Source organism: Pseudomonas sp. WC1, from assembly GCF_050586565.1.
In the GTDB taxonomy this organism is placed as follows: domain Bacteria; phylum Pseudomonadota; class Gammaproteobacteria; order Pseudomonadales; family Pseudomonadaceae; genus Aquipseudomonas.
On record NZ_JBOBDQ010000056.1, the window covers coordinates 16,201 to 40,680 of the forward strand.

At 65.5% G+C, this 24,480-nt stretch carries 21 protein-coding genes and 1 tRNA gene; 8 read left to right on the forward strand and 14 right to left on the reverse strand.

All coding sequences use genetic code 11. From position 1 onward, the window contains the following. Positions 1-144 precede the first annotated feature (144 nt). The gene (locus tag ACQ4OD_RS21335) at positions 145-801 is read right to left on the reverse strand and encodes a LexA family protein (protein ID WP_102684462.1); all 657 of its coding nucleotides are present in this window, start codon (positions 799-801) and stop codon (positions 145-147) included. A gap of 129 nt (positions 802-930) precedes the next feature. Here ACQ4OD_RS21335 and ACQ4OD_RS21340 point away from each other — a divergent pair, with 129 nt between their 5' ends. The 3 genes from ACQ4OD_RS21340 (at position 931) to ACQ4OD_RS21350 (ending at position 3,443) form a co-directional block, all read left to right on the forward strand. Continuing rightward, entirely contained in the window at positions 931-1,245 is a 315-nt protein-coding gene (locus ACQ4OD_RS21340) for a DUF6124 family protein (protein ID WP_102690657.1), read from the forward strand. Positions 1,246-1,675: 430 nt separating this feature from the next. Then, positions 1,676-2,191, forward strand: a complete 516-nt coding sequence (locus ACQ4OD_RS21345) for a DUF4880 domain-containing protein (RefSeq protein WP_430944880.1) — start codon at positions 1,676-1,678, stop codon at positions 2,189-2,191. Positions 2,192-2,294: 103 nt separating this feature from the next. Further along, positions 2,295-3,443, forward strand: coding sequence for a M14 family metallopeptidase (locus tag ACQ4OD_RS21350; protein ID WP_430944881.1), 1,149 nt, complete (start codon positions 2,295-2,297; stop codon positions 3,441-3,443). 13 nt (positions 3,444-3,456) lie between these two features. Here the strand turns inward: ACQ4OD_RS21350 and ACQ4OD_RS21355 are convergent, their stop codons facing one another. From ACQ4OD_RS21355 to ACQ4OD_RS21385, 7 genes are all read right to left on the reverse strand, one after another. Then, positions 3,457-4,425 carry a Csu type fimbrial protein gene (locus ACQ4OD_RS21355; RefSeq protein ID WP_139672151.1) on the reverse strand — a complete coding sequence of 323 codons (969 nt, stop codon included), beginning with the start codon at positions 4,423-4,425 and terminating at the stop codon, positions 3,457-3,459. After that, positions 4,422-6,755, reverse strand: coding sequence for a fimbria/pilus outer membrane usher protein (locus ACQ4OD_RS21360; RefSeq protein ID WP_430944886.1), 2,334 nt, complete (start codon positions 6,753-6,755; stop codon positions 4,422-4,424). The genes ACQ4OD_RS21355 and ACQ4OD_RS21360 overlap by 4 nt, the downstream gene beginning before the upstream one ends. A gap of 68 nt (positions 6,756-6,823) precedes the next feature. Then, the gene (locus tag ACQ4OD_RS21365) at positions 6,824-7,600 is read right to left on the reverse strand and encodes a fimbrial biogenesis chaperone (protein ID WP_139672157.1); all 777 of its coding nucleotides are present in this window, start codon (positions 7,598-7,600) and stop codon (positions 6,824-6,826) included. Between the two features lie 34 nt (positions 7,601-7,634). Then, positions 7,635-8,138 carry a Csu type fimbrial protein gene (locus ACQ4OD_RS21370; RefSeq protein WP_111532995.1) on the reverse strand — a complete coding sequence of 168 codons (504 nt, stop codon included), beginning with the start codon at positions 8,136-8,138 and terminating at the stop codon, positions 7,635-7,637. Positions 8,139-8,141: 3 nt separating this feature from the next. Continuing rightward, positions 8,142-8,675, reverse strand: a complete 534-nt coding sequence (locus ACQ4OD_RS21375; protein WP_111532996.1) for a Csu type fimbrial protein — start codon at positions 8,673-8,675, stop codon at positions 8,142-8,144. Between the two features lie 17 nt (positions 8,676-8,692). Beyond that, on the reverse strand, positions 8,693-9,226 hold the full coding sequence (locus tag ACQ4OD_RS21380) for a Csu type fimbrial protein (RefSeq protein WP_102684541.1): 534 nt from the start codon (positions 9,224-9,226) through the stop codon (positions 8,693-8,695). A 24-nt stretch (positions 9,227-9,250) separates the two neighbouring features. Beyond that, positions 9,251-9,778: a Csu type fimbrial protein gene (locus tag ACQ4OD_RS21385; protein ID WP_198753888.1), complete on the reverse strand. Its 528-nt coding sequence runs from the start codon at positions 9,776-9,778 to the stop codon at positions 9,251-9,253. A 271-nt stretch (positions 9,779-10,049) separates the two neighbouring features. Between ACQ4OD_RS21385 and ACQ4OD_RS21390 the strand changes: the two genes are divergently transcribed. From ACQ4OD_RS21390 to ACQ4OD_RS21400, 3 genes are read left to right on the forward strand one after another with little or no spacing between them, the layout of a single operon-like run. Next, entirely contained in the window at positions 10,050-12,332 is a 2,283-nt protein-coding gene (locus ACQ4OD_RS21390; protein WP_198753887.1) for an ATP-binding protein, read from the forward strand. Positions 12,333-12,343: 11 nt separating this feature from the next. After that, on the forward strand, positions 12,344-12,805 hold the full coding sequence (locus ACQ4OD_RS21395) for a response regulator (protein ID WP_102684529.1): 462 nt from the start codon (positions 12,344-12,346) through the stop codon (positions 12,803-12,805). A gap of 10 nt (positions 12,806-12,815) precedes the next feature. Then, on the forward strand, positions 12,816-15,200 hold the full coding sequence (locus tag ACQ4OD_RS21400; RefSeq protein WP_139672168.1) for a response regulator: 2,385 nt from the start codon (positions 12,816-12,818) through the stop codon (positions 15,198-15,200). Between the two features lie 54 nt (positions 15,201-15,254). Here the strand turns inward: ACQ4OD_RS21400 and ACQ4OD_RS21405 are convergent. After that, positions 15,255-15,329 (reverse strand) — tRNA-Gln (locus ACQ4OD_RS21405). Between the two features lie 292 nt (positions 15,330-15,621). Between ACQ4OD_RS21405 and ACQ4OD_RS21410 the strand changes: the two genes are divergently transcribed. Continuing rightward, positions 15,622-15,864, forward strand: a complete 243-nt coding sequence (locus ACQ4OD_RS21410) for a hypothetical protein (RefSeq protein WP_102684527.1) — start codon at positions 15,622-15,624, stop codon at positions 15,862-15,864. A 106-nt stretch (positions 15,865-15,970) separates the two neighbouring features. Then, positions 15,971-17,044 carry a cell division protein ZapE gene (zapE, locus tag ACQ4OD_RS21415; RefSeq protein WP_430944882.1) on the forward strand — a complete coding sequence of 358 codons (1,074 nt, stop codon included), beginning with the start codon at positions 15,971-15,973 and terminating at the stop codon, positions 17,042-17,044. 51 nt (positions 17,045-17,095) lie between these two features. Here zapE and ACQ4OD_RS21420 read toward each other — a convergent pair whose 3' ends face one another. The 5 genes from ACQ4OD_RS21420 to ACQ4OD_RS21440 all read right to left on the reverse strand — a co-directional run bounded on the left by ACQ4OD_RS21420 (position 17,096) and on the right by ACQ4OD_RS21440 (position 24,246). Beyond that, entirely contained in the window at positions 17,096-18,907 is a 1,812-nt protein-coding gene (locus tag ACQ4OD_RS21420; protein WP_430944883.1) for an ABC transporter ATP-binding protein/permease, read from the reverse strand. A 242-nt stretch (positions 18,908-19,149) separates the two neighbouring features. Continuing rightward, entirely contained in the window at positions 19,150-19,353 is a 204-nt protein-coding gene (locus ACQ4OD_RS21425; RefSeq protein ID WP_110698669.1) for a formate dehydrogenase subunit delta, read from the reverse strand. Then, positions 19,350-22,226 (reverse strand): formate dehydrogenase subunit alpha, encoded by a 2,877-nt coding sequence (gene fdhF / locus ACQ4OD_RS21430; protein WP_430944884.1) that lies wholly within the window; start codon positions 22,224-22,226, stop codon positions 19,350-19,352. Before fdhF ends, ACQ4OD_RS21425 begins: the two co-directional genes overlap by 4 nt. Next, positions 22,223-23,767, reverse strand: coding sequence for a formate dehydrogenase beta subunit (locus ACQ4OD_RS21435; protein ID WP_430944885.1), 1,545 nt, complete (start codon positions 23,765-23,767; stop codon positions 22,223-22,225). Before ACQ4OD_RS21435 ends, fdhF begins: the two co-directional genes overlap by 4 nt. Continuing rightward, positions 23,761-24,246, reverse strand: coding sequence for a formate dehydrogenase subunit gamma (locus ACQ4OD_RS21440; RefSeq protein WP_214501306.1), 486 nt, complete (start codon positions 24,244-24,246; stop codon positions 23,761-23,763). The genes ACQ4OD_RS21435 and ACQ4OD_RS21440 overlap by 7 nt, the downstream gene beginning before the upstream one ends. Positions 24,247-24,480 lie beyond the last annotated feature (234 nt).

The following is a 24,480-nucleotide window of genomic DNA, read 5'->3' on the forward strand; positions in this document are numbered from 1 at the left end:
CGCCGCGGCGCAGACATAACTGGCCCGAAACAGATGTGGGAGCTGGCTTGCCAGCGATGCGCCGCGCGGGCGGCGCTCGATCTAGAGAGCGCTGCAAGCCCCCCGCCTGGCACCTCGCAGCCCCAACACGGTCTGCGCGCGAACCTAGAGCACCCCGTGCATCCGCACCACAACGCCAAGGAACTCGCACCCTTCCTCGCACAGCACCGTCGGATACAAGGTATTGAGCGGCCTGAGCATGCGCTGCCCGCCCTCCTCGATCAACTCACGCAGCACGGCCGACTTACCGGGCTGCCGAGCCACCACCAGCCTGCCCGGCGTCACCTCGATCCCCGCATCCACCAGCACCCGCATGCCCAGCGGCACGCTCCTACCGCTGGCGGCATTCATCGAATCGTTCTCGACCGGCAACCAGAACGCATTGCCCGCAGGCATGTAATCGGTCAGCTCATGAACTTCACAGGATTGCGGCAAAGGCCCGTCCAGGTCGGTCCAGCTCAGCACTGGAAAGCGGAAACTGGCATGGCGCAAGGCATTGACCGAAAGCGGCCGCTCCACGGCGTAGGCTCCCCTGGTCTCGCGAACCGTAACGTCACGCTCGACCACCATCACCCGCGCTTCGAGGTACACCAGCCCGAGCTTTTCCAGCTTCTCGTTGACTGTCACCAGGGTGGGCCTGCGCGTGCCACGCAGCCAATGGCCGACACCGCCTTGGGTCATGCCCAGGCGTTCGGCCAGTTGGTGCTGCTTGAGGTTGTGCTCGCGCTGATAGCGCGACAGAAATTCGATCCAGTTTTCCATGGCAGTGAACGATACGGACTGGATGAACGGCATCAATACACATTCTGAATTATCTCAGAACTCAAAAATAATACAAATTGACCTAACATCAACGCTCATTGTCCTCGAAGGGATTTCACAGGAGCAGTCATGAGCAATTCGACAAAAGAAGAAACAGATCTCGACGAAGAAGCAGCCCGCCGCGCCCTCGATTTCTACCTCAACCCCACCCCCACGCCCCGCGACCTGGAGCGTTCACTGTGGACCCTGCGCGAAGGCGTCAGCGACGCCCAGGCCAGCGAGCACGCCATGGCCCTGCTGCGCTGCGCCTCGGCCACGGCACAGGAAACCGGCAACCATCTGCAGGGCACGACGCGGGAAGTGGTGTTTGCGCTGATGCACATGATCAATATGGCCCGCGCCCTGCTGGAGCAGTGCCACGCCACGGAAAAGGCATCGAGCTGAAGGGAGAACGTGATAGCCGACGAACGGCAAAAGCCCCGATTGCCGGGGACGAGGAGTGCGTCAGGAATATTTTTTTAGCCGATCGCTGAAAAATCATTTGACTGGCAAATGATAACGATTATTATTGCAATCAGCAGGTCGCGAGACCCGCTGGATAACCTGCAACGTCCTCAGGTCGGACGCTCAGATTATCTCCTCATCAGGCTAATCACGGTTTTTGACCCGGCTTTTTGCCGGGTCATTTTTTTTGGCTCTTCAGGCTAATGAAGATCGTTTAATGGCCGCGATGATAGCAAAAGTGTGTCAGCACGTGAATGCTCATTACAAATCTTTGCGGAATCAGCACTTGAGAATCAATCTCGTTTAGCCTAAGCTGGTTCGGCATCAAGGAAGATGCCCCCACCCTTTCCTTATGAGCAAGGAGCTGTCCATGACCCGCCTGCTGCTGCCTCTCGAGCACGACCCGCACCCTGCCGAAATGCACGCTGAAGACGCACTGCTGCATGCACTCAAGCGCCTGCCGCGCCGGGTCCAGCAAGTCTTCCTGCTCAACCGCATCGACCAGCTGAGCTTCGCCGCCATTGCCGAGCACCTGGACCTGCCACTGATCAGCATCGAACGCCACATGAACCAGGCCCTACAGACTGCCCGTGCCCCCGGCGACGCGCTGGCCAGCATTGCCGGCCAATGGTACGTGCGCCTGCAGAGCCCGCAGGTGACCGCCAGCGAACGCATCGACTTCCGCCGCTGGCTGGATGCCGACCCCGACCACCTGCGCGCCTTCCACGAAACCGAACTGCGCTGGCGCAGCCTGCTCGCCCCCGCGCGGCAATTGGGCCATGACGGCTGGTACCGGCAAGGGCGCGCGGCGCTTTCGCTAGGTGGCTGTTCGATTGCCGTCGGGCTTGGTGTTGCTGCGCTTGTGGCACTGGGGCTGCTGGCCTGATTCGCAGGCGCGGGCTTATCCACGACTGCGTCAATTAACCTGCGCACCCGCGCCACCAGGCGGTGTAGAGTACGGTCACAACAACGCCAACAGGAGGCTGGCAATGACCGTGACGCTCTCCCCGCTGCACATCGACTGCGATTTCGACTCCGGCAACATCCTGGTCCTGGACGCCAGCGACCCTGCGCACGTCCACCTGAACATCCGCAAGGACAGCCACAGCGACCACTTCCAGTGGTTCCACTTCAAGGCCAGCGGCCTGACCCCGGGCCAGGTTCATCGCTTCAGCCTGGATAACGCCCACCAGTCCTCCTACAAGAACGCCTGGACCGGCTACCACGCCGTGGCCTCCTACGACCAGCAGACCTGGTTCCGCGTGCCCAGCCAGTTCGACGGCAAGGCCCTGAGCTTCGACTTCAAGGCCGAACAGCCACAAGCCTGGTTCGCCTACTTCGAGCCCTACCCCCGCGCTCGCCACAACCAGCTGATCGAGCGCGCCAAGCAGATCCCCGGCGTCGAGCTGCTGGCCAGCGGGCGCAGCGTGCAAGGTCGGGATATCCCGCTGCTGCGCGCAGGCAACGGCGCGGTCGGCAAGCGCAAGCTGTGGCTCATCGCCCAGCAGCACCCGGGCGAGCACATGGCCGAGTGGTTCATGGAAGGTGTGATCGACGCCCTCGAAGCCAACACCCCGGTCATCCAGCAACTGCTGGCCAAGGCCGACCTGTACCTGATCCCCAACATGAACCCGGATGGCGCCTTCCTCGGCCACCTGCGCACCAACTTCAAGGGCAAGGACCTCAACCGCGCCTGGCAGGACGCCAGCGTCGAACTGAGCCCCGAGGTGTTCTTCGCCCAGAGCCAGATGAAGCTACATGGCGTGGACGCGTTCATCGATGCCCATGGCGACGAGGAGATCCCCCATGTGTTCACCGCGGCCTGCGAGGGCAACCCCGGCTATACGCCACGCATCGCCAAGCTGGAAGAGCAGTTCCGCAGTACCCTGTGCAGCCTGACCCCAGACTTCCAGGTGAAGTATGGCTATACCCGCGACGAACCAGGCCAGGCCAACATGACCCTGGCATGCAATGCCGTGGGGCAGACCCATGACTGTCTGTCGCTGACCCTGGAGATGCCATTCAAGGACCACGACGATGCGCCGAACCCGCGCACCGGCTGGTCGGGTGAGCGCTCCAAGGCGCTGGCCGGAGCGGTGCTTGAGACGTTGCTGAAGATGGTCGGCGACCTGCGCTGAGCAACGCCGTCACTCAAAACTGCACATCCAGGATCACGCTGTCGGTATAGGTCGCCGCCGGCGGCGTGGCCTGGTCGGTGTACACCTTGGCGTTGTAGTTGAACACCTGGCTGCCCGTGCCGGTCCCCGCCCCGGGGTTCACCTCGGCATCGCTGCTCGAACGCCGCGCCGCGCCCACCGAGCCCCAGCGCACCACGCCTGCGCTCTTGAAGATGTCGTAGGCCAGGTAGTTGTTGGCACTGGATTTCATCCGCCGCCGTCCGCCCGAGACGTTCTGCCCGTCGTCCAGCCCGACCGTGTAGTTGCTGCCCTTGGTGCACGACACGCTCAGGCTCTGGTTCACCGTGCCGAACCCGGCCACCACCGGTGCGCTGGCGAAGCTGATGTTGGGCGTGGTGATCTGGCAGTCGTTGCTTACCGTCAGGCTGACGTTCAGGGTCTTGCTGCCACTGCCGATGTCGCGCCCCAGGCAGATATTGCCGATGCCGATGCCCGAGCAGTAGTTCCAGCTCCAGGCAACGGTCAGCGTCTCCTGGTACAGGCCCGCGGCGACATTGCTGCCGATCTGTGTACGCAGATAAATCGGTACCGCCTTGGGCGTCGGACCATTGAGCAGGCCCAGCAAGTCGATGATGCCATTGCGGGCAAAGTCGAAGGCAACGCCCCGGGTGATCGGGTAGTTGACGCTGTTGTCGGCGTACAGGGTGTAGTTGATGACATCGCCGGTCGGGCCGACCAGGCCACCGGAGGCGGGCGTGATGGTTGCGTAGAAGTGGTCATTGCTGGACAGCAGGCTGAGCAGCGAGCCGGTGCACTGCAAGCCGGAATTGGTGCTCGAGGCGGTCTGCACGGTAGTACGTACCAGCGTCGAATTGACGGTGCCGAACGCCGCTGGCGTGGTAGCCACCGACGAACACAGTGCCCAGGCCGGGCATGGCGCCAGCAACAGGCCGAACAGCAGGCCGTGCCGTCGAACATTCACTGGCACACCAGCGGACCGATCAACGGGATCGGCCCCTCCCCTTCAGGCAGGTCGAACGCCACCTGGCACTGCCCGCCGTCGGCCTTGTCCACCTGCAGGCGGTTGTGCGGCGCCAGGTTTTCCAGGTAGACCAGCCCATCCCAGCCCACCACCGCCTCGGCGCCGCTTTCCTGGTGGCGCACCCGGCTGCCCAGCTTGAGCTCCTGCTGATTGCCGTCGACCAACACCAGGCTTGCCGCCAGCACACGCTGGAGCGGGAACTCCAGCAGGTAGCCGCTGCCACGGCGCACCGCCACTCGCTGTTCCACCTGCGGCGCCAGCACATCGGCGGGCAGGTCCATGGGGTCGATCTCGTATTTGCCGCGGTAATAGCCACTGCTGTAGGGCACCAGCAAGTGGCCATTGCGGTCGGTGCGACCGATCTGCTGGTTCTCGTAGCGCACCGGCACATCGGCGTAGCCGCTGGTGCTGACCACCACAAAGGCGTCGTCGATGCGGTTGGCGGCGAACAGCCCCGCATCCATCAGCACCAGCGAACCGCTGACGTCGGCCCAGCGGGTCATCTCGCCGCTGCTGCCGTAGGCGCCCACCTGCAACTGCACCGATTGCAGGCGCCAGGTCAGGTCGGCCTGGCGGTAGTCGTCGCGGTTGCCGCCGGTGGCGTAGCCCAAGTTATAGCCCACACCACCGCCCACCGGTACCGCCTGGCTGTAGTTGACCCGCTGCAGGTCCTGGCCGTCCTTGCTGCGCTCGGCGCTGAAGGCCAGGGTGCCGCGCAGGTCGAAGGGGATCACCAGTTGCGCCTGCACCGCCCACTGGCTGTCACCAACCTCGCGGTTGGCCGACAGGTACAGGCTGCTGTTGCGCCACAGCGGCTTGCTCCAGCTGAGGTTGATCAGCCGCGTGCGCGTGCCGTCACCGGCGCGCACATCGAAGTAACCGGCGCCGAGGCTGCCGTAGCTGTCCAGGTTCAGGCTCAGAGTCGCCTGCTCGCTGCGCTGGCTCAGGCGCGTGTAGGGGCTGTCGACCCGCGACAGGTCGGCGTAGTCGCCATGGCGCTGCACGCGCTGGTAGTTGAAGCCGATCCGCCGGCTGTTGTACTGGTAGCCCAGCGCCAGCTGCTGGCCTGTATCGCTTTCAAAGCGGCTCTGGGTCACTGCCGCATTGAGCACGCCGAAGGTGCCCAGGCGCAGGTTGCCGCCCAGGCCGCCGAGCATCAGCGACTCGGCGCTCTCGGCATGGGTTTCCACGGTGAAGTAGTCGGATACACCGTGGCGCAGGGTCGCCGAGGCCACACCCGGACCATAGGCGAAATCGCGCACGGCGTAGTCGCGGCGCAGGCTGCCGGCGGCCACCGAGAAGTCCGACAGGCCCTTGGCCAGCAGGCTGCTGGTGACATAGAACGGCAAGGTGGTCGACACCTGCCGGCCCAGGGCATCGGTGGTGACCACCACCGCTTCGCCGGCGCCGTTGATGAACGGCACGTTGGTCAGGGTGTAGGGGCCAGGCTGCAACTCGGTACTGCTGCTCTTGTAGCCGTTGATGAACAGGTCCAGCGAGGTCGGCACAGCGGCTTCGCCAGCAAAGGCCGGCAACGGATAGGTGACCAGGTCGGGACGGGCGCCGAAGTCGCGGGACAGTTGCAGCCCGCCCACGCGCACCGAGGTGGTCCAGGGCAGCGCGCCGGTCACCAGGTCGCCGGCCTCATAAGTGAGCAGGCGCTGCTCGTCGGTGTAGCGGAAGGTGGTGTCGTAGCGCAGGAAGCCCTGGCGGCCCTGGGCCTGGGCACCATTGAACGACTGGCGCCATTGCCCGGTGGTGGAAAAGGTGCCCCAGTCGTCGAACAGGCGCAGCTCGTTCCAGGCGGCCAGGTAGCTGCCGCCCTCATCGGTGTCGTTGAGGTAGGCGTCGTAGTTGAGCAAGGCGCCGAAGCTGCTGCGCGCGTCGCTGGCCGGGTACAGGTTGCGCTCACCGACCTGCTGGTCGGGTAGCCAGGCCGGCGGCACCTGCAGCAGCAGGCGCTGGTTCTGGCTGTCGTAGTCGCTGTGCAGGCCGGAGATGTCGTCCAGGGCCACCTCGCCCTGAGGCTTTCCCGGCAGCCTGACGCCCGCCTCGCGCAGCACCTCGCTGGCCAGGTACAGGCGCCCGGCGCGCTGCTGCACCGGCACCAGCTCAGCCTTGGCCACCTGGTTCACCAGCAGGTCGAGGTACAGCGTGGCGTCGGCGATGGCGGCATGCTCCGAGGGCGGCGGCGGCAGCTCGTCGGCCACGCCCAGGCCGGGCCCCAGCACCGCCAGGCCCAGCCACAACCGGTGCGTTGCCACCCGCACCCAGCTCACACACGATTTCCAACCATTGCCGGGTCCTCCCTGGCCCCTGTGATCCGTTCAAGCGCGGCTCATTGCCCCTGTTTGATGGCTTGTGCCACCTCCTGGCCGTTGACTCGCCCTTTCAGCACGCTGGCGGCGCCCGGCGTGGCCGGTGCCGGCCAGCGCATGCTGGCGCCAGGCAACACATAACCGAGCAGCCCTTCGACCAATGGCCTGTCCTGACCGGCTTGCTGCAGCACCACGTCGGTCAGCCGCGCATGCACAGGCCCCGTGTTGCGCAGCTCGACATAGGGTTTGCCTTGTACCGTCACCGCGTGCCAGCTCAACTGCGGCTTGCCCACGCCTTCGGCGCTGCGCTTGCCCGCAGGGTCGGGTTTGCCCCACAGCCCCTCGCCGTAGACGAACAGCGGCACCGAGTAGCGCATCTGCAAACGGATCGCTGCCTTCGGCCCTTCACTGGCGGCATCGGTCGGCAGCGGCGACGGGATCTCATCGATGATGATGCGGTATGCCTGTTCCTGACCTGCGGGCGAACCGCCGGTGCGGGTCAGGCGGATCAGTTGTTTCTGCCCCGGCGCAATGTTGGCCACCGGCGGGCTGCCGATGATCTCGCGCTGGGCCTGGAACTGCTCCTGGTACTCGCCCTGGCGCCAGGCGAACACCCGCACCTGCAGGCTGGTCGGCGCCGAGCCACGGTTTTCCAGCCACAGCGCGCCGGCCTTCTGGTCGGCCTCCAGCACTGGGTCGATCGGCCAGATCAGCACCGAGGTGGCCGCGAAGGCCGGTGCGCTGGCCAACAGCAGCACCCCGATGATTCCTCGCGCCCATTTCGCGCCTGCCCCCATGCCCCTCTCCTTTTCTGTTATCCGCGGTGGCCTTTCACCAGGTCACCGTCACTTGCACGACATCGGTGTAGGTCCCCGCCGGCAAGGTGCCGGTCAGGGTGGTACGGCCATAGACCGGCAGCTTGATCGCGGTCGGGTCGCTGTAGCTCACCGCCACGCTGCTGCCGATGCCCAGGCTCTGGCTGAAACCAGCGTCGCGGTAAAGCTGGTAGGCCAGCAATTGCGTACCGCCCGAACGCTTGAGGTTGCGCGTGCCGCTGGCGCTGTTCTGGCCGCCGTCCAGGCTCATGCTCAGGGCCACGCCGGGGGTGCACTGGAACGTCACCGTGCTGCCGCCGAGCGAGGTGCTCAGGGTGGCCGTGGACAGTGCCGAGCTGGTGCCGTAGTCGAGCACGCCATAGGCCGTCACGCCGCCCACAACCAGGCAGCCCGCGACGATCTGCGCCGTCACCTGGAAGGTGCTGGTGGTGACCGCGTGGGCACCCGGGGTCAACGTCAGGCACACGCCGACCGCCAGCAGCCGCGCAGTGCCTGGCATGGCTCAGAAACTCAGCTCGACCGCCACCGTGTCGGTGTACACCCCGGCCGGCAGGCCGGCTTTACCCCGGGCCTGGCCATACAGGTTGACGGTCTGCGCCACGCCGGTACTGGTCGGCAGGGTAATGGTGCCGTCGATCGCCAGCAGCTGGGTGTGTCCGGCGTCGGTGTAGAAGTCGTAGGGCACGAAATTGCCCGCGCCATCGGCCAAGGCCCGGGTCCCCCCGGCGGATTGCGAGTCATGGGCGCCGGCACGCACCTTGATCGTCGGCACCGTGCCTGCCGAGCAGAGAATACTCATGGCCCCGCCTCCGCCGCCGAGCACCTGGCCATTGGCGGTGGTGAACAGCGAATCCTGGGTGCCAAAGTTGAGGCTGCCGAAATTCAGCCCCGAGGTGCCGCCGCTGCCATTGACCTGACAGGCGGCGGTCAGGGTCAGGGTCGAGCTGATGGTGCCGGTCACGGTAGCGGCCTGGGCCTGGGCCGCCAGGGCGAGGCCAAGGCCGGCGAGCATGCAGCGGGTGAGGTGCTTGGGCATCGGAATCTCCTTGCGTGTTACCAGTCCAGGGTCACCCTGAGGGTGTCGCGATACAGCCCGGCAGGCAGCGCGCGCGGTTGCGCGACCACTACGCCGTAGATGGGCACGGGCACTTGCTGGGTACTGCTGATGGTGAAGGTACGGGCCTGGCCGATGCCGTAGCGGCTGTTGCCGCCCGGGTCGATGGCCAGTTGGTAGGGAATGAGCTCGCGGCCATTGCTCAGGCGGCGCACGCCGTCGCTGCCGTTCTGGCCACCGTTGATGCGCACGCTGAAAGCGCGCACCTGGGGCGAACAGCTGATCTGCAGGCTGCCCTCGCCGCCGGCCTCGTCGACCCGGCTGGTCAAAGGCTGGTCCCAGGTCGGCCCCCGCGCACCGAAGTCCATCAACCCCGGGTTGCCCAGGGTGGCCGGTTGCGGGTCGCTGCTGATCTGACAGGCGGCGCTGATCACCAGGCGCGCCTGGATGAAGCCGGTGGTGGTGCCGTGGGCCGCGCCAGTGGGCAACAGCAGCGGGCCGAGGGTCAGCAGCAGGATCGATCCACGGTGCAACACTTCCATGAGCATGAAGCCTCCCTACCAGGTGACCGTGACTTTGAGCAGGTCGGTATACAGGCCGGCGCGGGGTACCCAGGCCAGCTTGTCGATCCGTGCGTAGAGGGGAAGCTGCGCCGAACCGCTGTCCGGCACCCGCGCCGATTGCGCAGCGTCCACCGTCAACGGCTGGCGCCAGGCGGCGTCGCGGTAGAGACGATAGGGAATCGGCCGGGCCTGGACATCGCGGCTCGCCAGGTAGCGCAGTTCGCCGATGCCGCCGTGCTGGCCGCCATCGACACGTACCTGGTACGGGGTATCGGGGTTGCACTCCAACCGCGGCGGGCGCTGGGCCAGCAGAGCGCCACTCAACGGCGCACCAGGGCCATCCAGGCGCGCCGCGCTGCCCAGGTCGATGCGCCCCAGCGCCTGCGGGCCGGCATCGCGCTGCTGGTTGACCAGCATGCACCCGCGCTGCACGCGCACCTGCACTTCAACGAGAAAATCCGCTGCCATGGCGTTGCCACTCAACCACAGGCCCAACAGCATGGCCACAAAGCGCTCCGTCACCTGACAATCCTTCCTGTATAGGTTGAACTTGAGCGTAGCAGCGCGATTGGATCCGGGCCGGGCAAGCCCTACCCCTCTTTGGCATTAATGAAAATGGCGGGGCTGGGGCTGTGCAGTTCATTGCGGGCCTGACAAACGTGACACGATTGAATTTTCTCGCCTGATAACGAAACCCCAGCGCCTGGCGCCTTTCAAAACAATCAGATCCCGGCAAAGCGGCCGGCATTCTGATACCGTTCACCAACAACATCCTGTGCAATACGCATGCGCCATGCGTGGACGGACCCTACAGGAGAGTCCCGTGACGACCGAACCGACCTCGCTCGAGCAGGCCATCGAGCGCTGTGCCCAGGAACCGATCCAGGTTCCGGGCAGCATTCAGCCTCAGGGTTTCCTGTTGGTGCTGGACGAGACCGACCTGCGTATTCTCCAGGCCAGCGAGAATACCGAGCGTTGGCTGGGCGTACCTGCCCGCGCGCTGGCGGGCCAAGCCTTCGCCGAGCTGGTCAGCACCAGCTTCGACCTGCGCACCCGCCTGGCCAACCTGCCCGACGACGAAATCTTCCCGTTTCACATCGGCGATACACACCTGCACCATGGTGCGCCCTGGCAAGCGCCGCTGCGGGTCCTGGCACACCGTCACGACCAGGTGCTGATCCTCGAACTGGAACCCCACCGCAGTGCTGCGCAGGGTGGCGAAAAGGACAACTACTACCCGCTGGTCCGCGCCTTCGTCAGCACCCTGCACCAGGTCAGCAGCATCGACGAGTTGCTGCTGCAATCAGTACGCCAGATCAAACGCATCACCGGCTTCGGCCGGGTCATGGCCTACCGCTTCGACAGCGAGGGCACCGGCACGGTCCTGGCCGAGGATGCCGACCCCGGCTACCCGAGCTACCAGGGGCTGTGCTTCCCCGCTTCGGACATCCCGCGCCAGGCTCGCGAGCTGTACCGGATCAACCGCATCCGGGTGATCGAAGACGCCAACTACCAACCCTCGCCCCTGGTGCCGGCCAGCAATCCGCGTACCGGCAAGGCTCTGGACATGAGCTTCGCCTCGCTGCGCAGTGTGTCGCCGGTGCACCTGCAGTACATGCGCAACATGGGCACACTGGCGTCGATGTCGTTGTCCATCGTGGTCGATGACCAGCTATGGGGCCTGGTGTCCTGCCACCATGACCAGCCTAGGCCGGTGGATTTCCAGACCCGCACCGCCTGCGAACTGCTGGCCAATGTGCTGTCGTTGCAGATCGAGGCCATCGAGTCCCACGACAGCACACGCCAGCTGCTCGACTTGCGCCAGCGCATCGTGCGCATGCTCGGCTCGATGGCCGACCATGACAGTGTCAGCGATGGCCTGCTCGCCCAGCCCGAGGTGATGCTGCAGTTCGCCGGAGCCTCGGGGGCGGCGATCATCAGCGCCGAGCGCTGCGACCTGATCGGCGCCACCCCGCCAGCGTCGCTGGTCAATGCCCTGGCGCACTGGCTGGCGCGGCGTGACGGCCAGGCGGTGTTCCACACCGACAACGTACAGCGTGACATCGATGAACTGCCTGAATTGGCCCGGCATGCCGCCGGGGTGCTGGCAGTCGCGATCTCGCAAATTCATTCGCACTATCTTGTATGGTTCCGGCCCGAGCAGGCCCATACGGTGAACTGGGCGGGCCAACCGGAGAAGTCTGTCGGTCCGCAGGGCAATCTCAACCCACGGCACAGCTTCGAGCGCTGGCAGCAGGAAGTGCGCGGCTTCAGCGCGCCTTGGCACCCGCTGATCATCGAAGGCGTGATGGAGTTGCGCGGCGCGGTGCTCGGCATCGTCTTGCGCAAGGCCGAGGAACTGGCACAGCTGGCCGGCGAGCTGAAGCGCTCGAACAAGGAACTCGAAGCGTTTTCCTACAGCGTGTCCCACGACCTGCGTGCTCCGCTGCGGCACATCGCCGGCTACAGTGAACTGCTCGGCGAAATAGAGGGAGAGCAGCTCTCCGAACGCGGCAAGCGCTTCCTCAGCCATATCGAGGATGCCGCGCAATTCGCCGGTACCCTGGTGGACAACCTGCTCAACTTCTCGCAGATGGGCCGTTCGGCGCTGCGCCTGTCCGACGTCGACCTCAATACCCTGGCCGACACCATCCGCTCGGAGCTGGCGCCGGACTACGCGGGGCGTGACATCGTCTGGGAAATCGCCGACCTGCCCAAGGTGATCGCCGACCCGGCCTTCATCAACATGGTCCTGCACAACCTGATCGCCAATGCCATCAAGTACACCCGCGGCCGCGCCCCCGCGCGCATCGAGATCGGCTCGGTGCGTCACCGGCACGAACTCGAGTTCTATGTGCGCGACAATGGTGTGGGCTTCGACATGGCCTATGTCGACAAGCTGTTCGGCGTGTTCCAGCGCCTGCACCGTATGGAAGAGTTCGAAGGCACCGGGATCGGCCTGGCCAGCGTGCGCCGCATTATCGAGCGCCACGATGGGCGGGTGTGGGCCGAGGGCCGCATCAACCAGGGCGCCAGCTTCCACTTCACCCTGCCACTAAACCCAAAGTCTGCCTGAGGCCGGACATCATGCTCAAACCTATCCTGCTGGTCGAAGACAACCCCAGAGACCTCGAACTGACCCTGCTCGCCCTTGAGCGCAGCCAGCTGGCCAACGAGGTGGTCGTCGTGCGCGACGGCGCCGATGCGCTGGACTACCTGCTGCGGCGCAACGCCTTTGCCGGACGCGACGGCGGCAATCCGGCGGTGATGCTGCTGGACCTGAAGCTGCCCAAGGTCGATGGCCTGGAAGTCCTCAAGGTAGTGCGCGAAACCGCCGAGTTGCGCAGCATCCCCATCGTCATGCTGACGTCCTCGCGCGAGGGGCCGGACCTGAGCCGGGCCTATGAGCTCGGGGTCAATGCCTATGTGGTCAAGCCTGTGGAGTTCAAGGAGTTCGTCACCGCCATCTCCGACCTGGGCATGTTCTGGGCGGTGCTCAACGAACCACCACCCGGTTCGCTGCGCCTGAACCGACGCGGCAGCAACTGAGGCGGACACGATGCAGCTTACTCCACTGAAACTGCTGATGGTCGAAGACAGCGCCATGGATGCCGAGCTGATCCTGGTGCGCCTTGAGCGCAGCGGGTTTCAGGTGCAATCACGGCTGGTGTTCGACCATGTCGGTGCCGAGCATGCCCTGGGCGAGGCTTCGTACGACCTGATCCTGTGCGATTGCGTGCTGCCGAGTTCCTCTGGCGCCGACGTGCTGGCCATCGCCCAACGCCTGGCGCCTCACATACCGTTCATCTTCCTCTCCGGCATCTACGGCGAAGAACACGCGGTGGAGATGATCCGCCTCGGCGCCACCGACTACGTCCTGAAGAAGAACCTGCCGCTGCTGCCCAAGGCCGTGCGCCGGGCGCTGACCGAAGTGCAGGAACGCCAGCGCCGACGCCGCGCTGAAGAGGCCCTGGCCGAGGCGGAGGCGCGCGCCCGCATCGCCATCGATGCCGCCGGCATGGGCACTTGGGACTACCGCCCGCAGGACGGGCAGTTGGTCTGGGACGACCGCTGCAAGATGCTGTTCGGCCTGCCCAGCGACACTCGGATGACGATCGAGGTCTTCTACGCCGGCATCCACCCCGACGACCAATCCCGTGTGCGCAACGCCGTCGAGCAGGCCATGCGCCCTGACAGCGATGGCCATTACCGGGCCGAGTTCCGTATCGCTCAACCCGGCGCACTGGAGCCGCGCTGGCTGCTCTCCACCGGCCAGACCCAACTCATCGACGGCCTGTGCGTGCGCTTTTCCGGGGTGCTGCAGGACATCCACCAGCAGCGCCAGGCCACCCGGGCGCTGGAGCAGCTAAACGAGATGCTCGGCGAGCGGGTCGAGCGCCGCACCCGCGAACGCGACCGTGCCTGGGAACTGTCCCAGGACCTGCTGGCGGTACTCAACAAGGACCTGACCCCGGTAGCCCTCAACCCGGCCTGGGAAGCAGCGCTGGGCTTTCCCCGTGAGCGGTTGGCGCAGATTTCGCTGCTGCAGCTGCTACCGGAAGCCGACCAGGAAACCTTCCTCACCGAGCTGGCCGCGCTCTCTCAGGGACGCACCAGCGCCCGCTTCGTCGGCCGCATCCTGCATGCCGAAGGCCAGCAGCGCTGGCTGTCTTGGGTGGTGGTGCCGGACGACAACCTGCTGCATGTGGTCGCCCGCGACATCTCCAGCGAACGCGAAGCGGTGCTGGACCTGGCCGAGGCCAACGAGCGCCTGCGCGAACAGATCGCCGAGCGCGAACGCATCGAGGCCGCGCTGCAGCAGATGCAGCGCCTGGAAGCGGTCGGCCAGCTCACGGCCGGCGTTGCGCACGATTTCAACAACCTGCTGACAGTGATCCTCACCGGTGCCAGCTTCCTGCAGAACGACTTGGACAAAGGCCTGCTGGACAAGGCACACAAGCGCCTGCAGCACATTCGCGAGGCGGGTGAGCGCGGGGCCAAGCTGACCTCCCAGTTGCTGGCGTTTTCGCGCAAGCAACGGTTGGAGCCGGTGCCGCTGAACCTCAACCGCACGTTGGCAGGGCTGGAAGAACTGCTGCGCCGCACCCTGGGTGGCAGCGTCGCAGTGCGCCTGGAGCTCGATGCTGGGCTATGGCAAGCCCTGACCGACCCGACCCAGACCGAAATGATCATCCTCAACCTGGCGATCAACGCCCGCGACGCCATGCCCGAGGGCGGCCAACTTACCCTGGCCACGCGCAACACCCGAATCAATACCCGTCCACAACGCCCGGAGGACCCGGAACCCGGTGAGTACGTGGTGCTGAGTATCCGCGACAGCGGCTGCGGCATGAGCGAGGAAGTACTGGCCAAAGCCTTCGAACCGTTCTTCACCACCAAGGATATCGGCAAGGGCTCAGGCCTGGGGCTGGCGCAGGTGTTCGGCTTCGCCAAACAGATCGGCGGTGGCGTGCGCATCGATACAACGCCAGGCCGCGGCACCCTGGTCAGTGTCTACCTGCCAGCGGTAAAAGCCCGTGCCGATTCACTCACTACGGGCGAGGACGATGTGCGCCCGCCTTTCGCCCAAGGGGCCGAGCGTCACATCCTGCTGGTGGACGACGACCATCTGGTGCGCGAAATGATTGGCGACCTGCTGCAGCGCCAGGGCTACGAGGTACACCAGGCGCACAATGGTGCCCAGGCCATGGCCCTGCTCGATGAACGCATAGACCTGCTGCTTACCGACTTCGCCATGCCAGAGTTCAATGGTGCCCAACTGGCCCTGGCGGCCCGCGAGCGCTTTCCGCGCCTGCCCGTGGTGTTCCTCACCGGCTATGCACAGCTGCAAGGGCTGGAGCTGCAGGGGTGCCAGGTGGTGCAGAAACCGGTGCACGAACACATCCTCGCCCAGGTGCTGGCCGAGTCGCTGGAAAACAGGTAGGCAGAAACGAAAAAATCGCCGAAAGGCGATTGGGGAGAGGATACAACTTTAAAATGGCAGGGGCGGCTGGATTCGAACCAACGCATGGCAGGATCAAAACCTGCTGCCTTACCGCTTGGCGACGCCCCTGTATCGGATCTGGCGAATGACTGATCACCGCCTCACTGACAACTCCCTGACAGCTCCGTGTGTTGCTGCTCGGGAATGGCCGGCACTTTAACAACCTTTTTTCGAAGTGGGAAGCTTTTTTTTGAAAAAAACGCAGGAAAACAGCAAGTTAGTTATAGCAGCTACCTTCCGAGAGGGTTCTCGCGGCGCCTACGACAACCGCTCGTCGCAATTCCACCGCCTCGCCTCAACACAATCGCATTCCTCCATTCCAATCAGATAGAGCCCATCGGCGCATTACAAGGAGGACGCCATGCCCGTTTCCCATGACCTCTATCAGGACCTGCACTACCCACGCGAAATCGTCCAGCAGCGCCGCCAGCAGGACCCGCAGCTCGACCGCCTGCTGGACGAGTACATGGACATCGACAACCAGGTGCTGGCTGCCGAGTCGATCTCGGCAGGCAACTTTGTAGACGAAGACCTGCGCCATCTCAAGGAGCGTCGCCTGGCGGTGAAGTACATGATCGAGCGCCAGCTCGAGCACAAGACCTGAAGTATCGTATTTCACGATCATTGCCCGGCACATTCTCGATTGGTCAAAATGCCCGGCATCGCGCAAGCTGCGCCCTGCCCCAGACTCGGCCCGAGGAGCCTGCCACTTGCCCACCTGGATTCCCCCGTCCTTGCGCCAGATTGGCCAGCGCCTGCGCAGTGCCCCGGCCAAGGTTCCCACCTTGTTGGGCCACTTCCAGACAATGGCAACCGAGCGTGGCTATGCCCTGAGCGATGGGCAGCTTCAGGTGATAGAGGCGATGGCCATGCTGTTGGGCAGCCTCGACGCGGGTCCGACGCGCAGCCTGTACCTGCACGGCGCGGTCGGACGCGGCAAGAGCTGGTTGCTCGATGGCTTCTTCCAGGCCGTGCCGACGGCGGCCAAGAGTCGCCTGCATTTTCACGATTTCTTCGCCCGCCTGCACCAAGGCATGCATCACCACCGGGCGCAGGACGATGCCCTGGGGGCGACCCTCGACGCGCTGCTTGGCCACTGCCAAGTGCTGTGCTTCGACGAGTTCCACGTCCATGACATCGGCGATGCCATGCTCCTCACCCGGCTGTTCGATGCCCTGTTCGCACGAGGCGTTTCCCTGCTGGTCACGTCCAACTACGCGCCTGAGGGGTTGCTGCCCAACCCGCTGTATCACGCGCGCTTCCTGCCGGTGATCCGCCTGATCAACAGCCGCATGCAGGTGCTTGAGGTAGGGGGAGAGACCGACTTTCGCAGCCTGCCAGCCAATCGCCAACACCAACGCTTCACCCGGGGTCGCTACGTCTGGCCAGGAGATGCAGGGCAGCGCCGGGCTCTGCAGGTGCCCGCGCCGCAGCCGGTAGGGCTGGAGGTCAACAAACGTTCCCTGAGGGCCCTGGCCAGCGAGGGGCGCCAGGTAATGTTCAGCTTCGACGATCTGTGCGAACAACCGACAGCAGTGATCGATTACCTGGCCCTGGCCGAGCGCTATGATCGCTGGATCATAGACGGCCTGGATGATCTGGCCGAGTGCTCGCTGGCGGCGCAGCAGCGCTTCGTCAACCTGGTGGATGTGCTGTACGACCAGGACCGGGAGGTGCTGGTGATCGGCAAGCAGGCCCTGGACAAGAGTCTGGACGGTGCCATCGCTGATCTTATGCGTACACGCAGCCGCCTGGGGCAGCTGCATCAGCAAGGGCCAGCCTGAGCGCCCTCGAAGGGGGTTGGTTTGGCGGCGATGAAGCTGCGTCCCCATGCCCTATGCCGGCACGGCCGGCTGTTGCTCCAGCAGCAACCACCCACCCTGCCCGTCCACTTCCAGGCGATGAGAATGGAACGCCGCCAGGGTGCTGCGGTGCCCGACACTGACCAGCAGCGTCGCCGGCAACGCCTCACGCAGCAGCGAATACAAGGCATGCTCCAACCCTTCGTCCATGGCCGAAGTCGACTCGTCGAGGAACACCACCTGCGGCCGATTGAACAGCACCCGGGAAAACGCCAGGCGCTGCTGTTCGCCCAGCGACAGGATGCGCGACCAGTCACGCGGCTCGTCCAGTCGCTCGGCCAAGTGGGCAAGATTGACCTGGCGCAGGGCCTGTTGCATGCGCGCATCGTCCCCAGGCTCACCCTGCGCCGGATAGGCGATGGCAGTACGCAGGTCACCCAATGGCAGGTACGGACGTTGCGAGAGGAACAGCGCCTGCGTCCCCAACGGCCGCCTGACCTCACCGTCGGCATGCGGCCACAGGCCCGCCAGGGCGCGCAGCAAGGTGGTCTTGCCGCTGCCCGATGGTCCCTTGATCAGCAGCGCCTGGCCGCTGTGCAGGTTCAGGTCGAGATCGGTGATCAGCGCGTGGCCGTCGGGCCGACGCACCTGCAAGCCATGAATGCCCAGCGCATGCGCCAGGTCCACAGTGGTCACCCGTGGCAACTCACTGGCCTGCTGATTGGCATCGAGAAACCCGGTCAGACGGTCGAGGGTGGCACGATACTGGGCGAAGGTGTCGTAGGACTCACGGAAGAACGACAGTGAATCCTGCACCTGGCCGAAGGCCTGGGCGGTCTGCATCACGTCGCCGAGCTTGATCGCACCACTGAAAAAGCGCGGCGCCTGGAGGATGAACGGGAACACCACCGCCACTTGGCTGACGCCCAGGTTGAACCCGCTGAACTTGAGGTTCCGGAATACCAGGGCCCAGGCGTTGCCGATCAAGGCGAAGAAACGCCCAAGCAAGGTGCCGCGCTCCACCTGCGCGCCCTGGTAGAAGGCGATGTTCTCGGCGTTCTCGCGCAAGCGCATGAGCGCGTAGCGGAAGTTGGCGGTAAGTTTTTCGTTGAGGAAATTCAGGCGGATCAGCGGCTGGCCGAGGCGAAAGGCGATCCAGGTGGCGATCAGCACATAGATGTAGACAGCAAACACCATCGCCCGGGGGATTTCGACGCCGGCCACGGCCAGTGGCGCCGACAGGCCCCAGAGAATGCCGGTGAACGCCACCAACGACACCACCGCGCCAACCGCCCCCAACGCCAGGGAAACGGAACCTGTGACAAAGTTGTTCACGTCCAGCTCGATACGCTGGTCGGGGTTATCCACGGGCTCTGCGAGAAACTGCCCACGGTAGTAGGCATCGCCGTGCATCCAGTCGGCGGTCAGGCGCTCGGTGAGCCACACCCGCCAGCGGATGTTAAACGCCTGGGTCACATAGAAGGTGAACAGCGAACGCAGTACATGGATGGTCGCCAGCACCGCGAACACCCCGAGCATGTACCAGAACGCCGTCTGGTCCAGGGCCTGCAAGGCACTGTAGAAGCCGTTGTACCAGAACGAGAACAGCACGTTCAGGCGCACCGCGAACAACGTCAGCACCAGCAGCAGGGCGAAGGCCAGCAGCGGTCGCCAGCTGCGGCGCCAACTGAAATAAGGTCCGGCCAGGTGCCAGAACTGAGCACCCCAGCGGGTGCAGCGCACCGCCAGGAAGGCGGCGACGATGAAGCAGCCAAAGGTGACCAACGAGGCGATCGCCAGCCAGCTCAGGCTCGCTTGCAGGGCCTGGTGCCAGTTCATATCCATGGTGGGCTTCCGTCAGGGTGTTCTTGCGAGCGTAGCACCGGCTATTCGTTAACCCTGCGAACATGACGGACATTTCATCCAGGCCATGCGCTGCGCCAACATTCTATTGCTGGCGATCGGATCAGGGCGGGAGCCCGCCGGCGGTCACAGGGCACCGCTGACGCGGCGCATCGCCGGCAAGCCGGCTCCCACAACGACCGCATCAGCCTCAAGCCATGCGCCATCCTGCTGGAGCAGGCGTGCTACGCCAGTGCCTCCCGTACCTTGGGGTCGAGCCCCTCCCCCGCGTGCGCCTCGTTCCACTCCAGTAACTGCCGGCGCATGGCCGGCGTCCAGAAGCTCTGCAGATGCTGCCTCACCCCCTGCACCGCCTTGGCATGATCCGGCTCACTGTCGAAGTAATGAGCGATCTGGTTGGCCATCTTGACCAGGTTGTCGCTGCTCATGGGCGCACCTTCGCCTTTTCCGACTGACGCCGCTCCTTGAGCAAGCGCCGCTGCTCGTCACTGAAACTCTGATAGCGCTTCTGCCATTCCGACGGCTGGAACACCTTCACCACCTCCACTGCGGTGACCTTGTATTCCGGGCAGTTGGTGGCCCAGTCGGAGTTGTCGGTGGTGATCACGTTGGCCCCGGACTCGGGGAAGTGGAACGTTGTGTACACCACCCCCGGCGCCACCCGGCTGCTGACCCTGGCGCGCAGCACGCTCTGCCCGGAGCGGCTCCCCACGCCCACCCAATCGCCGTCGGCGATGCCGCGGCTCTCGGCGTCGCTGGGGTGGATCTCCAGCCGGTCCTCGTCGTGCCAGGCGACATTGCTGGTACGCCGGGTCTGCGCGCCGACGTTGTACTGGCTGAGGATGCGCCCGGTGGTCAGCAGCAGCGGGTAGCGGCTGTTGACCTTCTCGTCGGTGGGCACATAACCGGTGAGCATGAAGCGCCCCTTGCCGCGCACGAACTGCTCGATGTGCATGGTCGGAGTGCCGTCGGGAGCGGCGTCGTTACATGGCCACTGCAGGCTGCCGTGGCGGTCGAGTTCGGCATAGCTGACCCGGCGGAACGTCGGGGTCAGGCGGGCGATCTCGTCCATGATCTGCGATGGATGCTGGTAGTCCATGTGATAGCCCAGGGCATCGGCCAAGGCCAGGGTCGCCTCCCAGTCGGCCTTGCCGGCCAGCGGTTCCATGACCTTGCGCACCCGCGAGATACGCCGCTCGGCATTGGTGAAGGTGCCGTCCTTCTCGAGGAACGAGCTGCCGGGCAGGAACACATGGGCGAACTTGGCCGTCTCGTTGAGGAAAATGTCCTGTACCACCACGCACTCCATCGCCAACAGCGCGGCGGTGACGTGTTGGGTATTGGGGTCGCTCTGGGCGATATCCTCGCCCTGGCAGTACAGCGCCTTGAAGCTGCCATCCAGCGCGGCCTCGAACATGTTGGGTATGCGCAGGCCCGGGTCGGGCTGCAGGGTCACGCCCCAGGCCTGCTCGAACTCGGCGCGCACGCTTTCGTTGGAGATGTGCCGGTAGCCGGGCAACTCGTGGGGGAACGAACCCATGTCGCACGAGCCCTGCACGTTGTTCTGCCCGCGCAGCGGGTTCACCCCCACCCCTTCGCGGCCGATGTTGCCGGTGGCCATGGCCAGGTTGGCGATGCCCATCACCGCAGTGCTGCCCTGGCTGTGCTCGGTCACGCCCAGGCCATAGTAGATCGCAGCATTGCCGCCAGTAGCGTACAGCCGGGCGGCGGCGCGGATCTGCTCGGCGGGCACGCCGCACACCGGGCCGAGCACTTCAGGGGCATTGTCGGGCTGGGCGACAAAATCGCGCCAGCGCGCAAAATCCTCGGTTTCGCAGCGGGCATCGATGAAGCGCTGGTCGAGCAGGCCCTCGCTGACGATCACATGAGCCAGGGCGTTGAGCATGGCCACGTTGGTACCCGGACGCAGTTGCAGGTGCAGTTCGGCGCGGGCATGGGGTGAATCGACCAGATCGATGCGCCGTGGGTCGATGACGATCAGCCGCGCGCCCTGGCGCAGGCGGCGCTTGAGCTGCGAGCCGAACACCGGGTGGGCGTCGGTGGGGTTGGCGCCGATCACCAGCACCACGTCGGCCTGCATCACCGAGTCGAAGCTCTGGGTACCGGCGGACTCGCCCAGGGTCTGCTTGAGGCCATAGCCGGTAGGTGAATGGCAAACCCGCGCGCACGTGTCGACGTTATTGTTGCCGAAGGCCGTGCGCACCATTTTCTGCACCAGGTACGCCTCTTCGTTGGTGCAGCGGCTGGAGGTGATCCCACCGATGGAATCACGCCCGTACTTGAGCTGGATGCGTCGCAACTCGCTGGCGGCATAAGTAACTGCCTCATCCCAGCTGACCTCTTGCCACGGATCCTCCAGGCGTTTGCGGATCATCGGCCTGGTGATGCGGTCCGGGTGCGTGGCATAGCCCCAGGCGAAGCGGCCCTTGACACAGGCATGGCCGTGGTTGGCACCGCCGTTCTTGTCCGGGACCATGCGCACCAGCTGGTCGCCCTTCATCTCGGCGCGGAACGAGCAGCCCACGCCGCAATAGGCACAGGTGGTGATCACCGCGCGCTCGGGCTGGCCGAGCTGGATCAGGCTTTTCTCGCTCAGGGTCGCCGTCGGGCAGGCCTGCACGCAGGCGCCGCAGGAAACGCATTCGGAGCTGAGGAAATCGTCACCGCCGGCCGCCGCCACCCGCGACTCGAAACCACGCCCGGTGATGGTCAGGGCGAAGGTGCCCTGGATGTCCTCGCAAGCGCGCACGCAGCGGCTGCAGACGATGCACTTGCTCGGCTCGTAGTCAAAGTACGGGTTGGACACGTCCTTGCCTTCGCCCAGGTGATTGGCGCCGTCATAGCCATAGCGCACCTCGCGCAGGCCGACCTGGCCGGCGACGGTCTGCAGCTCGCAGTTGCCGTTGGCCGAACAGGTCAGGCAGTCCAGCGGGTGGTCGGAGATATACAGTTCCATCACGTTGCGGCGCAGGTCGGCCAGGCGTGGCGTCTGCGTGCGCACCACCATGCCCTCGCCCACCGGGGTGGTGCAGGACGCCGGGTAACCGCGCATGCCGTCGATCTCGACCATGCACATGCGGCACGAGCCGAAGGCCTCGAGGCTGTCGGTAGCGCACAGTTTGGGGATGCTGGTGCCAAGCATGGCCGCGGCGCGCATCACCGAGGTGCCAGCGGGCACGCTGATCGAACGGCCGTCGATGACCAGGCTGACCTGCACCTCGCTGAGGCGTTGCGGGGTACCCAGGTCGAGGTCGCTGCTGGGGTCGAAGTAATTGATCATTGCGCGGCCTCCAGACCGAAATCGGCGGGGAAATGCTTGAGGGCGCTGGCCACCGGGTACGGGGTCATCCCGCCCATGGCGCACAGCGAGCCGTACTGCATCGTGTCGCACAGGTCGCGCAGCAACCCCGCCTGGCTTTCGCGGTAGGCCGGGTCGGTGCTGGCGATCAGCCGGTCGACCACTTCCACGCCGCGGGTCGAACCGATCCGGCACGGCGTGCACTTGCCGCAGGATTCTTCGGCGCAGAACTGCAGGGCGAAGCGGGCCATGCCGGCCATGTTCAGGGTGTCGTCGGCCAGTACCACGCCGCCATGGCCGAGCATCGCGCCAATGGCAGCGAAGGCCTCGTAGTCCAACGGCGTGTCGAACTGTTCAGGCGGCACCCAGGCACCCAGCGGGCCGCCGACCTGCGCTGCCTTGATCGGCCGGCCACTGGCGGTGCCGCCACCGTAGCCATCCACCAGCTCGCGCAGGGTCAGGCCGAAAGCGCGCTCCACCAGCCCGCCATGGCGGATATTGCCGGCCAGCTGGAACGGCAGGGTGCCGAGCGAGCGGCCCATGCCGAAATCGCGGTAATAGGCCGCGCCCTTGGCCAGGATGATCGGTACCGAGGCCAGGGTGAGCACGTTGTGCACCAGCGTCGGTTGACCGAACAGGCCCTCCAGCGCCGGCAACGGGGGTTTTGCGCGGACGATGCCGCGCTTGCCCTCCAGGGATTCGAGCAGCGCGGTTTCCTCGCCACAGATATAGGCTCCCGCGCCGACCCGCACCTTCAGGTCGAAGGCCACGCCGCTGCCGGCGACATCCAGGTAACCGGCCTCGCGGGCCAGCAGGATCGCCTCGTTGAGCGCGCGCACGGCATCGGGGTACTCCGAGCGCACATAGATGTAGCCCTTGCTCGCCCCCACGGCGAGGCCGGCGATGATCATGCCCTCGATCAGCAGGAACGGGTCGCCCTCCATCAGCATGCGGTCGGCGAAGGTACCGGAGTCACCCTCGTCGGCGTTGCACACCACGTACTTCTGCGCGGCCGGCGCCTGGCGCACGGTGCGCCACTTGATGCCCGCCGGGAAGGCCGCGCCACCTCGGCCACGCAGGCCCGAATCGAGCACTGCCGCGACCACTTCGTCGCCGTCCAGCAGGGTGGCCTGGCGCAGCCCCTCGAAGCCACCGTTGGCGTGATAGTCATCCAGCGACAGCGGCCGGGTGATGCCGGCGCGGGCGAACAACAGGCGCTGCTGGGTTTTCAGGTAGGGAATGTCCTCGACCGGCCCCAGCGCCAGCGCATGGCCGGCGTGGTCGCCCGCCAGGGCATCGAGCAAACCGGGGACATCCTCGGGCGCTACCGGCCCGAAGCCCAGCCGGCCTTGCGCGGTGTCCAGTTCCACCAGCGGCTCCAGCCAATACAGGCCACGGGAGCTGGTGCGCTTGATGCGTATCGGCAGGTTGCGCTGCCCCGCCTCGCGGGCCACCGCATCGGCCACTTGGTCGGCACCGACTGCACGGGCCAGCGAATCACAGGAGATGCACAGGTTCAACATGCCTTCACCTCCTCTCGGCAGCTCGCCACCAGCGCCCGCAGGCGCTCCGGGGTAACGCGGGCGTGGAGCTGGCCATCGAGCTCCAACGCCGGCGAGCAGGCACAGGCACCCAGGCAGTACACCGGGCGCAGGTCGAGCGCACCGTCTTCGCTGCGGCCGTGATCATCCAGCCCGAGCTGCTCGCGCAATTGCGCGGCCAGCGCCTCGGCGCCACGGCTCTGGCAGGACTCGGCGCGGCACAGGCGCAGGGTATGGCGGGCCGGCGGCGTGGTACGGAAATCGTGGTAGAAGCTGAGCACCCCGCGCACCTCGGCCTGGCTGAGGTTGAGGGCATGGGCGATCTCGGCGACGGCGATGTCAGGGATGTAGCCGGCGCCGGTCTGGATGGCGTGGAGAATCGGCAACAAGGCGCCGGGGGTGTCCTTTTCACGGGCCAGGACACGCTGGATCAACGGCAGGTGGTTCAACTCATCAGGCATACAGCAGACCTCGGCAACCCGGCCCGACCCTGATCGCGGGCCAGTGTCCGGCGGTGTTCAGCTGTGGTGCGCCGGCCGCGTCACGGTGGCGGCAGGCCAGGCACCCTCCTTGCCTGTGGCCATGCGTCTTGCTGCGCGCGGTCCACGGGCATCCTCAGAGCATGGCAGCTATTGCGCGAAGAGGTTGTGCGCGGGCGACCCGGCGCGTCCTGAAACCGACCATTGAAGGGGCCG

Excerpts from the sequence above, each read along its gene's own strand:
- ACQ4OD_RS21345 (WP_430944880.1), top strand. The coding sequence starts at position 1,676 with ATGACCCGCCTGCTGCTGCCTCTCGAGCACGACCCGCACCCTGCCGAA.
- ACQ4OD_RS21350 (WP_430944881.1), top strand. The coding sequence starts at position 2,295 with ATGACCGTGACGCTCTCCCCGCTGCACATCGACTGCGATTTCGACTCC.
- fdhF (WP_430944884.1), bottom strand. The coding sequence starts at position 22,226 with ATGATCAATTACTTCGACCCCAGCAGCGACCTCGACCTGGGTACCCCG.
- ACQ4OD_RS21375 (WP_111532996.1), bottom strand. The coding sequence starts at position 8,675 with ATGCCCAAGCACCTCACCCGCTGCATGCTCGCCGGCCTTGGCCTCGCC.
- ACQ4OD_RS21435 (WP_430944885.1), bottom strand. The coding sequence starts at position 23,767 with ATGTTGAACCTGTGCATCTCCTGTGATTCGCTGGCCCGTGCAGTCGGT.
- ACQ4OD_RS21395 (WP_102684529.1), top strand. The coding sequence starts at position 12,344 with ATGCTCAAACCTATCCTGCTGGTCGAAGACAACCCCAGAGACCTCGAA.
- ACQ4OD_RS21335 (WP_102684462.1), bottom strand. The coding sequence starts at position 801 with ATGGAAAACTGGATCGAATTTCTGTCGCGCTATCAGCGCGAGCACAAC.
- ACQ4OD_RS21420 (WP_430944883.1), bottom strand. The coding sequence starts at position 18,907 with ATGGATATGAACTGGCACCAGGCCCTGCAAGCGAGCCTGAGCTGGCTG.
- ACQ4OD_RS21425 (WP_110698669.1), bottom strand. The coding sequence starts at position 19,353 with ATGAGCAGCGACAACCTGGTCAAGATGGCCAACCAGATCGCTCATTAC.
- ACQ4OD_RS21340 (WP_102690657.1), top strand. The coding sequence starts at position 931 with ATGAGCAATTCGACAAAAGAAGAAACAGATCTCGACGAAGAAGCAGCC.
- ACQ4OD_RS21400 (WP_139672168.1), top strand. The coding sequence starts at position 12,816 with ATGCAGCTTACTCCACTGAAACTGCTGATGGTCGAAGACAGCGCCATG.
- ACQ4OD_RS21365 (WP_139672157.1), bottom strand. The coding sequence starts at position 7,600 with ATGGGGGCAGGCGCGAAATGGGCGCGAGGAATCATCGGGGTGCTGCTG.
- ACQ4OD_RS21410 (WP_102684527.1), top strand. The coding sequence starts at position 15,622 with ATGCCCGTTTCCCATGACCTCTATCAGGACCTGCACTACCCACGCGAA.
- ACQ4OD_RS21440 (WP_214501306.1), bottom strand. The coding sequence starts at position 24,246 with ATGCCTGATGAGTTGAACCACCTGCCGTTGATCCAGCGTGTCCTGGCC.
- ACQ4OD_RS21390 (WP_198753887.1), top strand. The coding sequence starts at position 10,050 with ATGCGTGGACGGACCCTACAGGAGAGTCCCGTGACGACCGAACCGACC.
- ACQ4OD_RS21370 (WP_111532995.1), bottom strand. The coding sequence starts at position 8,138 with ATGCCAGGCACTGCGCGGCTGCTGGCGGTCGGCGTGTGCCTGACGTTG.